We start from the raw sequence: 11,086 nt of genomic DNA, 5'->3' as shown, positions 1-11,086 counted from the left end.
AGCGATACGCTATGAAACAGGAATCCCCCTCCTTTCCCGACTTGTCGGGCGCGAAGCGAGGTGGGGGAGGATGTCAAGGGGCTTAAATACTTGGCCGGTGCCTATTTAGCTTATTTGGGAGTGCAAGCACTGCGAGCAGCCAAACCGGGGGCAAATCTAAATGATAATATTGCCAACAAAACGGTGCCAGCAGAGCCCGTTTGGTTTGCCTTTCGGCGCGGCTTTTTAACCAATGCATTAAACCCTAAAGCCACCTTGTTTTTTATTTTAATAGCTTTGGCTATTCGTGTTGTAATTTAAAACCAAGTTACATTATTTAATTTTAGGAGTAGGTATGTCGCTTTATAATTTTTCGTTTGGCTCTAACATGTCGTCTCACCGTTTACTGGCGCGCTTGCCTAATGCTAAGCGCATTGGTACAGCCGTATTACAAGGTTATGAGCTAACCTTTGATATGTATTTTAAAGATGGCTCAGGTAAGTGCAGTATTAGCCCAAGTGATGCAGAGGATGCGTTAGTTTATGGGGTTGTTTATCAAATAAGTGATGCCGAAAAAGTCATTTTAGATGGTATAGAAGGTGCAGGTTACGACTGCGTAAATATAACCGTAAAGCTTTTAAGCGGCGAAGACGTTAACGCTCATTGCTATATTGCCAATACCCATGACAGTGAAGCGCTACCCTACGACTGGTATATTAAACACGTTCATCGCGGCGCGCTTGAAGCTGGCGTTCCAAAAGCATACAGTGATGCAATATTAAACCGCGCGCAAAAAAGCGACAGTAACCTAGAGCGTGCTGAAATTGAATTTGCAGTACATCAAAAATAATCATAATAAAAAAGGATAACAATGAAGTTAATTAAGTTTGCCACAATTGCTTTATTAGCAGGGGCTACGTTTAGTACCTGGGCACAGGTAGATACCAATAAAATAGAGCAGGTAATTAAAACCTCCATGGCACGTTTTGATGTGCCAGGAATGGCAGTTGCTATTGTTGAAAACGACAAAGTGATATTTGCTAAAGGTTTTGGTGTAACCCATATAAACACCGGTAATAAGGTTAATAAAGACACCTTGTTTGGCATTGCATCTAACACCAAAGCATTTACCAGTGCGGCGCTGGCTAAGTTGGTTGATGAAGGCAAGTTGAGCTGGGACGATAAAGTGATTGATCACCTGCCAGAATTTCAACTATATGACGCATACGTAACCCGCGAAATGCGTATTCGCGATCTGCTGAGTCATCGCAGTGGGTTGGGGCTTGGGCAAGGCGACTTAATGATTTGGCCAAGTACCGACAAGTCGGTTGATGATATTTTAGCAGGCTTAAAATACTTAAAACCGGCCAGCAGCTTTCGCAGCCAATATGCGTATAACAACTTAATGTTTGTTACCGCAGGGGAAGTGGTAGCACGCGTATCTGGGATGAGTTGGAACGATTACATCGAAAAAAACATGTTACAGCCACTAAATATGACTCACTCGCGAGCGGGGTTTTCGCGCATTCCAAGTAGCAATAAAAACTGGGCAACGGGGCATATTCCGATGGATAACCAACTCCATCCATTTTTTGTTAACTACCTAGAAGATTTTAGAGGCGCTGGGGCAATAGCCTCAAGTGCCAGCGATATGAGCCAATGGCTACGTACGCAACTTGCTGGTGGCACAATGCCAAATGGCGAGCAGTTATTTAGCGAAAAACAACAAGCGCAAATGTGGCATCCACATATAACGGCTATGGCGTCTAAAAGCGCGTTTGAGGCGTATCATCAGCAGTTTAGAGGTTACGGGCTAGGCTGGAGTATTGAAGACTACCACGGCTTTAAAAAGCTTGGTCACGGTGGCGGTATTTTAGGCATGGTGTCGCAGGTTACATTACTACCTGAAAAAAAACTCGGTATTGTTATTTTAAGTAATCAGCAAGCATTTGGTGCGCTAGCGGCAGTAACTCACGAAGTGCTTGAAGATGCGCTTGAGCTTGAAGATAAAGATTGGGTTGAAGACTTAGCTAAAAAGCATTTTGAAAGCAAAGAGAAAGCATACGCTAACGCAAAGCCTGCAGCACCTGCTGATTATCAACCGCAACTACCTAATATTAATTACACTGGTACATTGCACGATAATTGGTATGGCGATGTAATTATTGAGCAGCTTGATGGCAAATTACATATTGATTTTACCCATACCAAGGGCTTAAAAGGCTCACTTGAGCATTACACTGGCAATACTTTTATTGTTAAGTGGGATGAAAAGCTACTTGAGGCTGATGCGTTTATTAATTTTAATATGAATACAGAAAATAGAGTGAGTAGCGCTAAAATGCGTGCAGTATCAACGCAAGTAACCGACTTTAGTTTTGACTTTAGAAATTTAAAATTAACAGCAAAATAACTGTTTTTGCTATCCCTAATTTACTATATCTAGCGTAAAGGGTATACACCAAAGTCGCAAAGCCACCCACGGGTGGCTTTGTTATATTATGTTTAATGATACAGTTAGGAGCTTTTATGCGTACCGCAATTATTTCTCACCCTCATTGTCGTAAACATAAAATGATTGATGATCACCCAGAGTGCCCAGAGCGGTTAGATGCTATTAACGATCGCTTACTAGCAAGCGGGTTAGATATTGCTATTGAGCAAAAGCAAGCGCCTAAAGCGCAACGAGAGCATTACTTACTTGCGCATGACGAATCATTAGTTAGCTTTGTTGAAAGTAAAATACCTACCCAAGGGCTTGTCGATTTAGACGGTGATACTTGGTTATGTCCCGACTCATTAAAAGCAATTGAGCGTGCAGTAGGAGCCGGTATTTTAGCGGTAGATGAAATACTAGAGGGCAACCTTGATGCTGCATTTTGCTCGGTGCGCCCGCCGGGGCATCATGCAAATCGCACTACTTCATCCGGTTTTTGTGTATTTAACAACCTTGCTATTGCGGTTAAATATGCACAAAGCAAAGGGGTTAAGCGCATTGCTATTGTTGATTTTGATGTACATCATGGTAATGGCACTCAAGATATATTTATAGATGATAAAAACGTCCTGTTTTGCTCTTTATTTCAGCATCCATTTTATCCCAATACAGTGGTTGAAAATAACACCACGTTAGTTAATTCACCTTTGCCAATTGCCAGCGACGGTAACGATTTAAAAGCGGTATTTGAGCAGCAATGGCTGCCTAAACTAAATGCTTTTAAGCCTGACATGTTATTTATTAGCGCAGGATTTGATGCTCACCTCGAAGATGATATGGCTAGTTTAAAGTTTGTAGAGGAAGATTACCGCTGGCTAACCGAGCAATTAGCCCGCTTTAGTGAGCAGCATAATTGCCGCGGTATAGTGTCGTATTTAGAAGGGGGGTATGCGCTTTCTGCATTGGGTCGCAGTGCAATTGCACATGTTAAAGCGTTAGTCGATTATGAGTAACGCAAATGCTTGCTCAGGTGTTAGCTGCTTAATTTTACTTAGGCAACACTGACCTTCTTTTAGCAAATAATCTTTCACTAAATCTGCTAATTCAATGGCACTAATGGCTGTTTTTGGCTCGCCACTTAATGTTGTATAACTATACTTACTATCTAAAATAATAATTCTGCTTTTTTGCAGCTCATCCATCGCATATACAAAATCATCTACTTCATCAGGCTGCTCAGCTAACTCAATTTCATTGTTATAAATAATAATTTTTGGATACGACATGCTTATTTATTGTCCTACATCAAAGGGGGAATATTTGCTCGATTTATACTCGCCTATTAGTGCAAATTTAGGGAGTAGAATAATGCCACACAGTAGCCGTTTTCAAAAAGTAGGTGATATTTTTACTAATAAGGTAATAACCTGTAGCAAGCATACGCCATTAATTGATGCGGTTAAACTAATGCGGGCACATAATATCAGTGCAATATTTATTGCGCAGCAACAACGCATATTAGGTGTTTGGACAGAAACTGACTGTTTAAAACTCGACTTTACCAATCCTGCAGTTACAAGGACTAGCATTAAAGATGTGATGACGAGCCCGGTTTTAAGTGTCCCTAGCCAGCAGTTATTAAGTGATACCGCACTAACTTTTCATCAGCATGGTGTAAGGCATTTACTTGTTACCGATAACAATAACGTACCGTGTGGGGTAATTAGCATTACAGATATTGTGCGCAATCAAGGGCTTGATCATTACTTACAGTTTCGCACTATTAACGACCAGTACACTAAAAACATAACAATTGTACCTAGCTCATTAGCGGTAAATGAAGCGGTAAAACTAATGCGTGAACGCGGCGAAAAAGTTATTTTAGTTTTTAATCAACAGCAAAAAGAACATGGCATTATTACGCAGCGCGATTTATTACACCTGCTCACACGCCAGAGCGAGCAGAGTGTGTGCTGGGATTTAGCAAGTCGACCGCTTTATAAAATAACCCCACAAGATAGCCTGTTCGATGCTTACAAATTAATGTTAGATAGCCAAGTACGGCATTTAGTGGTGAGCGACAATGATGAAATTAAAGGCGTGTTGTCACTCGAACATTTAATACATGAAATTGAAAGTGCGTATTGTTCTGAGCTAGAAAAAGTATTAGTGCAACGAGATTTAGCCCTACAGCACTCGCAGCGAAACCTATATTTAGCCAATAAAATAATAGATTCATCACTCGACGGCATAATGATCACCCATAGCAACAGCACTATTATGCAAGTAAACCCAGCATTTACCCAATTGACCGGCTATAAAGAACATGAAGTTATAGGTAAGTGCCCAAGTATATTGAGCTCGGGGCGGCATGATAAAAGCTTTTATATAAAAATGTGGGATGCAATTAACAAAACGGGTGTATGGCAGGGAGAAATTTGTAATCGTAAAAAAAATGGCGATATTTATATAGAGTGGTTAACTATAATTGAAATTAAAGAGCCTAATAATTCAGATGCTATTTATGCGGCAATTTTTAGTGATATTACCGAGCGAAAAAATGCTGAAGATAAAATTGTGCAGTTGGCTTATTTTGATGAATTAACGGGCCTACCAAATAGACGTTTGTTTAACGACAGGCTCAAAATGGCTTTGGCTGCAGCTCACCGCGACCAGCATTTATTGGCGGTGATGTTTATCGATCTAGATCGCTTTAAAGAAGTAAACGATAGTTTAGGCCATAGCGCAGGGGATTGTTTATTAACCCTGGTTGCTGCGCGTATCGAGGCTACTTTAAACGAAGGCGATACCTTAGCGCGTTTAGGGGGAGATGAATTTGTAGTGCTGTGCGAAATAAATAAGATTGATGCAGTAGCTAATTTAGCTGAAAAAATACTAAATAATTTAAACACTCCGTTTCAATTAGACCATGTTGAAGTAGGTGTAACAGCTTCGATTGGTGCGGCTGTTTACCCTGATGATGGCCTAGACAGCGAAACACTGCTAAAGCATGCCGATATTGCTATGTATCGCTCAAAAGATGTGGGGCGTAATTCGTTTCAATTATTTAAACCTTCTATGAATGCTCGCTCGCTAGAGCGCCTAGCCATGATGAGCCGTTTTCAGCATGCGTTAGATAATAACGAATTTGAATTGTATTTTCAGCCAAAGCAATGCCTTAAAAATGAACAGATTATGGGCGTTGAGGCATTATTGCGTTGGCACGACCCCGATTTGGGAATGATATCGCCCGCGCAATTTATTCCGCTTGCTGAAGAGCTAGGGTTGATAGTGCGGTTAGATTTATGGGTTATTAATCAGGCGGGTAAAGTACTAACGCTATGGCAAAAAGAAGGACTGGTGGCTGGGCGCTTAGCAATTAATATATCGGCATGTCATTTAAGCCAAGGCAAGCTGGCAAACAATATTAGCACTATGCTTAAACATTATAATTTACCCGGTAGTTTACTTGAAATAGAACTGACAGAAAGCAGCATTATTAGCTCATTTACACAGGCTAAAACGCAGTTGCAGCAACTAAAAAAGCTGGGCGTGCATATAGCATTAGACGACTTTGGTACCGGGTACTCGGCATTGAGTTATTTAACTAAACTGCCTTTTGATACATTAAAAATAGACGCGAGCTTTATTGCTAAAATCCCTGATGAATACGGCAATAGCCAAATAGTTGCAGCGCTTATTGCACTGGCAAGCAATTTAAACTTAATGGTAGTGGCAGAGGGAGTTGAGCAGCTAGCTCAAAAAAACTACCTTATTAGCTTAGGGTGTAATGTTATACAGGGGTATTACTATTGCCGCCCGTTAACGCAGCGGCAATGGTTTGATTTTTATCGGTTAAACGACTTATCTGCGAGCACTCAACCAACTGGCACTTAGCCTACGGTTACTTCGTAAGAGGTGAATTTTCGAATGTTAATAACGCCTTTTTCAAAAATTAAATACTGACCTTTAATGCCTTGTAAAACACCGCTTACTACCGGGTCTTTATCAAAGTTAAACGAGCTGATTTTGGTTGGGTATTCGCTTACCGGAAAGTTTAAATCAACTACGTCTTCATCTAGCTGTTCAATAGCTGTTGCGCCAAATAGCTCGCTTAGCTCATTTAGCTTTGCACTAATTTGTGGAATAAGCTCAGCGGCTGCAGCTTTTAAATCTAGCGCTTCGTTTTGGCCTTTTAGCATATTGCGCCAATTAGTTTTATCAGCAATAAATTCAGCCAATGCCACTTCTACTAAGCCTGATTGCAACCGTGTTTGTACTTTAAAAATAGGCAATGCTTGGGTAGCGCCTTGATCAACCCAGCGAGTTGGTATTTGCGTGTGGCGAGTAATACCCACTTTTAGTCCTGAGGTATTAGCGAGGTAGACGTAATGCGGGATCATGCAATTTTCTTCTCCCCACTCTGGCTCGCGGCAAGTACCTTGATCGTAATGGCAGGTTTCTGGCTTCATAATACACATATCGCAACTAGCAAGTTTGCGCATGCATACAAAGCAATGGCCTTGAGAATAGCTTTTTTTGGTTTTTTTACCACAGCTAGAGCATAAAATTGTGCCGCTAAAAGTAAGCGTTAGCTCTTTACCTATAAATGCATTTAAGTCGACTAAGTGCTCACCCACAGGTAAGTGATATTGTACCGGCTCGGTTAAGCTCGATTTTAATTTACGCAATGTGCCTTGCATCTTTACTTGGCCCCTAAAGATGTTAAAAGGGGGAGTCTAACATTTTTAAATTATATTGGCTGTTTAAGTACTGTAAATAATCGTCATACGCGAGTGGTTTGGCGTAAAGGTATCCTTGTGCGTGATCGGCGTTCATACCTTTAAGTAAGTCGTGAACCTCTTGCGTTTCTACCCCTTCAATAGTAATTGTTGACATCCTCCACCACCTCGCCAAGCGCCTGAACAAGTTCAGGAAAGGAGGGGGATTCCGATTAGTTTAAAACCATCGGGGCCTTGTGATCACTCATAAGGCAAGTTCCTGCTTCAACAAGCTGACTAATGTCAATCTCTCCACAGGCTAGAACGCGATGACCTCGCGCTAAAATATTTAATGCGCCAACATGATCCGCATTATCTTGATAACCGCACTTCGCACATTCAAACTTAGACTGCGTTAATCGGTTATCTTTTGATTGATGGCCACACGCTGGACACGTTTGACTGGTATGTTTCGGATCAACAAAAATAACCTGACCGCCGAGCCAATCCTGCTTATATTTCAGCATCTCTTTAAACATTCCCCATCCTTGATTGAGAATGACGCGGTTTAAGCCAGATTTTTGTTTCACCATTTTTCCATGCTGCTCACTGTGCCTTTGCTGTTTTTCGTCATATTTCTAATTTTAAGATCTTCTAGCACGATGATTGCGTGGCTTTTGCTCAACTGTGTTGAGATCTTATGTAATTTGTCATGACGAATATTGGCAACTTTCGTATGAAATGTTGTGATCTTTGCTTTTAATTTTTTCCAGTTACTTGAAAATTTCACTTTTCTAGCAAGTTGCTTCTGTAATCGTTTGATCCTGATTGTCTGTTTACTGGTATCTATCGGCTCCACAAAACTGCCATCAGAAAGGGTAATTAGGCGTTTCACGCCTAAATCTCCCCCAATCATGGCGTTTGATGGGTGCTTAGGTGGTGCTACTTCTTGTTCAACTTGGATTGAAACAAACCAGTGCTTTCCTTTTTGTGAAACAGTGACGTTTTTAGCTTTTCCTAAAATAGCTTGGCTTTTTCTAACATTAACCCAACCGATTTTAGGTAAAAAAATACGTTTCCCATTCTTGTCGATTTTAAAGCCTTGAGGAAAATTAAAGCTATTCACCTCTCCTTTTTTCTTAAAAGTAGGCATCCGTTTGAGTGGTTGGTTTTTATCGAATGCGTCTTTAAAGGCGCGTTCAAGCTGTTTTAATGTTTGTTGGATAGTTTGTGCGGGCGATAGTGTTAAAAAGCCATACTCCTCGCTTTTTTTCCAAAGTTTGGAAAAGAAATCCAACTCTTGGTAGTAGCAAATTTTTTGTTTATTCTGTAACTTAAATAAGTTAATCGCTAAGGCTTTATTCCACAAGAATCGACAATTTCCCGCATATTGCACCATTTTAGCGTTAATATCGGGTGTTGTTTTTAAACGAAATTTATAAGCTTTGCGAATAACCATACTGTTATTATATACAGTCAATCAAAAAGGAACAACCCACTTAGTCGCTTCGCGACTACTACCTTATATCACCGACCTAAAGGAGCGGTGTTTTACGGCAAAAGTTGATAAAAAATATTAATATAAGTATTGCTGCGGCTAGCGCATGATAACGTAACGTTTTAAATTCCAAATTATGCTGTGCTTTTTTTGATCCTTTCAAATAGTGTAGCACTAAAAAAGCGCAGACAAGCTGCGCTTTTGATGTTTACATTTAATAGTAATATTAACCAATAGGTTATATTTAACTATTTTGCTCTCTCGCAATAGCACGATATGCAATATCAGTACGATATTCCATGCCATCCCAGCTGAGTTGCTTTATTAGCTCGTAAGCGCGTTGCTGCGCTTCGGTTACGGTATTACCCAGTGCGGTGGCACATAATACACGTCCGCCCGCAGTTACTACGTCATTACCGTTTTGTTTAGTACCAGCATGAAATACTTTTTCGCCAGCAGGGTAGTCAACCTGTAAACCCGATATAACATCGCCTTTAGGATAATCACCAGGATAGCCTTTAGCGGCCAGTACTACACCAACGGCTGCACGTGGATCAAACTCAATGGTGGTTTTATCCAGTTCAACACGATTAGCCGCTTCAATTAACTCGACTAAGTCTGATTGCAAACGTAGCATCATAGGTTGAGTTTCCGGGTCGCCAAAACGACAGTTATACTCAATTACTTTTGGCGTGCCATAGGTATCTATCATTAAGCCAGCGTATAAAAAGCCTGTGTACGGATGACCCTCGCTCGCCATGCCCTCTACCGTTGGGTAAATCACTTCGTTCATAATACGCTGATGAATTTCATCGGTAACTACTGGCGCAGGTGAATAAGCACCCATACCGCCAGTGTTAGGGCCAGCATCGCCATTGTAAGCGCGTTTATGATCTTGGCTAGTGGCAAATGGTAATACGTTTTTGCCATCTACCATCACAATGAAAGACGCTTCTTCACCTTCTAAAAACTCTTCGATAACTACGCGGCTACCAGCATCACCAAAAGCATTACCCGCAAGCATGTCACGAATAGCATCTTCAGCCTCGGCTTCAGTCATCGCAACAATAACGCCTTTACCTGCGGCTAAACCATCTGCTTTGATTACAATTGGCGCGCCTTTTTCTTTTAAATAAGCAAGGGCAGGGGCAACCTGTTCAAAGGTTTGGTAATCGCCACTAGGGATATTGTGACGCGCTAAAAAGTCTTTAGTAAACGACTTTGAGCCTTCAAGCTGAGCTGCGCCCGCTGTTGGGCCAAATATAGCTAGGCCGTGTTCACGAAACTTATCAACCACACCTAATACTAACGGGATCTCAGGGCCTACAATAGTAAGCTCAACATTATTTTGTTGTGCAAACTGAAGTAAACCGTCTAAGTCGTCAACATTTATTGCAACGTTCTCAAGTTTTGGCTCAAGTGCTGTGCCCGCATTACCAGGGGCTACAAATACTGTGTTTACTTTGGTGTTTTGAGCGGCTTTAAACGCAAGAGCGTGTTCGCGGCCGCCGCTGCCAATGACTAAAACATTCATGGCGAAAAATTCCTATTTAAAGCGGTTTTTTAAATTTCAGCGTCATGCGGTCACTCTCACCAATAGCTTTATATTTATCGGCATCTTGCTCGCCTAAACGTAAGCTTGGTGGTAGCGTCCATACCCCTTTAGGGTGATCGGCTGTATCTTTTGGGTTAGCATTTATTTCACTACTAGCAACTAATTCAAACCCAGCTTGTTTAGCTATTTCAATTACGTAGCTTTGCTTCATGTAACCACTGCTTTTTTGATCGTCATCGGCGCGTGCTTCAGGCAATCTATGCTCCACTACACCTAAGGTGCCACCTGGTTTGAGCGCGGTATAAAAAGATTTAAACGCACTAAGTGCGCCGTCTTTATTTTTACCCATATACCAGTTATGCACATTTCTAAAGGTAAGTACCATATCGGCGCTATTTGCAGGGGCAAGTTCGGTGTGAGTAACAGGAGCAAACTCAGTTACTATTACTTTACTAAAACGTGGGTCTTGCGTTACCTTTTGTTCAAACTCAGAGCGAGAACGCTGATAAAAGCCAGTCGCATCTTTTGGAAAATGCGCGGCGTAAAATTTGCCATTATCTTTGAGTACAGGCGCTAAAATTTCGCTGTACCAACCACCACCGGGCGATATTTCTACCACGCTCATATTCGGCTTTAAGCCAAAAAATGCCAGCGTTTGTGCTGGATGACGAAACTTGTCACGCTCACTGTTTTTAGCAGCGCGCTGCTCATCATTAAGTGCATTAGCAACTAATGAGTTTTCACTGTGGTTATGAGCCAAGCTTGCTGCAGAGCTAAGAGCAATAGTGGCGACAAGTATAGATTTTAAAGCAAATTTCATCATTTTATTCTTCACTGTTAGTTTAATGAACAATCAGAATACGTTAATTGATTGCAAACAAACAGAGCTAAACTCA

General features: G+C 41.2%; 11 protein-coding genes and 1 pseudogene. 5 read left to right on the top strand and 7 right to left on the bottom strand.

All coding sequences use genetic code 11. From position 1 onward, the window contains the following. Positions 1-81: 81 nt before the first annotated feature. The 4 genes and pseudogenes from AAEZ18_RS16120 to AAEZ18_RS16105 form a co-directional block, all read left to right on the top strand. Positions 82-267 (top strand): annotated as a pseudogene (locus tag AAEZ18_RS16120) (LysE family transporter); the annotation flags it as partial. Between the two features lie 67 nt (positions 268-334). Then, positions 335-829, top strand: coding sequence for a gamma-glutamylcyclotransferase family protein (locus tag AAEZ18_RS16115; protein ID WP_011327047.1), 495 nt, complete (start codon positions 335-337; stop codon positions 827-829). Between the two features lie 21 nt (positions 830-850). After that, the gene (locus AAEZ18_RS16110) at positions 851-2,392 is read left to right on the top strand and encodes a serine hydrolase (protein WP_086995902.1); all 1,542 of its coding nucleotides are present in this window, start codon (positions 851-853) and stop codon (positions 2,390-2,392) included. A gap of 116 nt (positions 2,393-2,508) precedes the next feature. Beyond that, positions 2,509-3,429 (top strand): histone deacetylase family protein, encoded by a 921-nt coding sequence (locus tag AAEZ18_RS16105; RefSeq protein WP_011327049.1) that lies wholly within the window; start codon positions 2,509-2,511, stop codon positions 3,427-3,429. Here the strand turns inward: AAEZ18_RS16105 and AAEZ18_RS16100 are convergent. Further along, on the bottom strand, positions 3,412-3,702 hold the full coding sequence (locus tag AAEZ18_RS16100) for a DUF4144 family protein (RefSeq protein WP_011327050.1): 291 nt from the start codon (positions 3,700-3,702) through the stop codon (positions 3,412-3,414). The two genes, AAEZ18_RS16105 and AAEZ18_RS16100, sit on opposite strands and share 18 nt — an antisense overlap. Positions 3,703-3,784: 82 nt before the next feature. On the opposite strand from AAEZ18_RS16100, the gene AAEZ18_RS16095 reads away from it, so the two are divergent. Next, positions 3,785-6,313 carry an EAL domain-containing protein gene (locus tag AAEZ18_RS16095; RefSeq protein ID WP_350595166.1) on the top strand — a complete coding sequence of 843 codons (2,529 nt, stop codon included), beginning with the start codon at positions 3,785-3,787 and terminating at the stop codon, positions 6,311-6,313. Here the strand turns inward: AAEZ18_RS16095 and AAEZ18_RS16090 are convergent. The 6 genes from AAEZ18_RS16090 to AAEZ18_RS16065 form a co-directional block, all read right to left on the bottom strand. Then, complete coding sequence (locus AAEZ18_RS16090; protein ID WP_011327052.1) at positions 6,310-7,119, bottom strand: DUF2797 domain-containing protein; 810 nt, start codon at positions 7,117-7,119, stop codon at positions 6,310-6,312. The genes AAEZ18_RS16095 and AAEZ18_RS16090 overlap by 4 nt on opposite strands. Positions 7,120-7,141: 22 nt before the next feature. Then, positions 7,142-7,315, bottom strand: a complete 174-nt coding sequence (locus AAEZ18_RS16085) for a hypothetical protein (RefSeq protein WP_162010629.1) — start codon at positions 7,313-7,315, stop codon at positions 7,142-7,144. A gap of 55 nt (positions 7,316-7,370) precedes the next feature. Further along, the gene (locus AAEZ18_RS16080; protein WP_350595168.1) at positions 7,371-7,730 is read right to left on the bottom strand and encodes an RNA-guided endonuclease InsQ/TnpB family protein; all 360 of its coding nucleotides are present in this window, start codon (positions 7,728-7,730) and stop codon (positions 7,371-7,373) included. Then, on the bottom strand, positions 7,724-8,596 hold the full coding sequence (locus AAEZ18_RS16075; protein WP_350595169.1) for an RNA-guided endonuclease InsQ/TnpB family protein: 873 nt from the start codon (positions 8,594-8,596) through the stop codon (positions 7,724-7,726). The genes AAEZ18_RS16080 and AAEZ18_RS16075 overlap by 7 nt, the downstream gene beginning before the upstream one ends. A 283-nt stretch (positions 8,597-8,879) precedes the next feature. Further along, positions 8,880-10,169: a phosphoribosylamine--glycine ligase gene (gene purD, locus AAEZ18_RS16070; RefSeq protein WP_350595171.1), complete on the bottom strand. Its 1,290-nt coding sequence runs from the start codon at positions 10,167-10,169 to the stop codon at positions 8,880-8,882. A 16-nt stretch (positions 10,170-10,185) separates the two neighbouring features. Next, positions 10,186-11,010 carry a class I SAM-dependent methyltransferase gene (locus tag AAEZ18_RS16065; protein WP_011327056.1) on the bottom strand — a complete coding sequence of 275 codons (825 nt, stop codon included), beginning with the start codon at positions 11,008-11,010 and terminating at the stop codon, positions 10,186-10,188. Positions 11,011-11,086 lie beyond the last annotated feature (76 nt).

Source organism: Pseudoalteromonas sp. 19-MNA-CIBAN-0066 (genome assembly GCF_040308705.1).
GTDB classification, from domain to species: Bacteria; Pseudomonadota; Gammaproteobacteria; order Enterobacterales; family Alteromonadaceae; genus Pseudoalteromonas; species Pseudoalteromonas nigrifaciens.
Note: the sequence above shows the minus strand (reverse complement) of the source record. Positions and strands in the feature narration are given on the sequence as shown.

Coding starts and splice junctions, on each gene's coding strand:
- AAEZ18_RS16090 (WP_011327052.1), bottom strand. CDS start 7,119: ATGCAAGGCACATTGCGTAAATTAAAATCGAGCTTAACCGAGCCGGTA.
- purD (WP_350595171.1), bottom strand. CDS start 10,169: ATGAATGTTTTAGTCATTGGCAGCGGCGGCCGCGAACACGCTCTTGCG.
- AAEZ18_RS16085 (WP_162010629.1), bottom strand. CDS start 7,315: ATGTCAACAATTACTATTGAAGGGGTAGAAACGCAAGAGGTTCACGAC.
- AAEZ18_RS16100 (WP_011327050.1), bottom strand. CDS start 3,702: ATGTCGTATCCAAAAATTATTATTTATAACAATGAAATTGAGTTAGCT.
- AAEZ18_RS16065 (WP_011327056.1), bottom strand. CDS start 11,010: ATGAAATTTGCTTTAAAATCTATACTTGTCGCCACTATTGCTCTTAGC.
- AAEZ18_RS16115 (WP_011327047.1), top strand. CDS start 335: ATGTCGCTTTATAATTTTTCGTTTGGCTCTAACATGTCGTCTCACCGT.
- AAEZ18_RS16095 (WP_350595166.1), top strand. CDS start 3,785: ATGCCACACAGTAGCCGTTTTCAAAAAGTAGGTGATATTTTTACTAAT.
- AAEZ18_RS16075 (WP_350595169.1), bottom strand. CDS start 8,596: ATGGTTATTCGCAAAGCTTATAAATTTCGTTTAAAAACAACACCCGAT.
- AAEZ18_RS16080 (WP_350595168.1), bottom strand. CDS start 7,730: ATGGTGAAACAAAAATCTGGCTTAAACCGCGTCATTCTCAATCAAGGA.
- AAEZ18_RS16110 (WP_086995902.1), top strand. CDS start 851: ATGAAGTTAATTAAGTTTGCCACAATTGCTTTATTAGCAGGGGCTACG.
- AAEZ18_RS16105 (WP_011327049.1), top strand. CDS start 2,509: ATGCGTACCGCAATTATTTCTCACCCTCATTGTCGTAAACATAAAATG.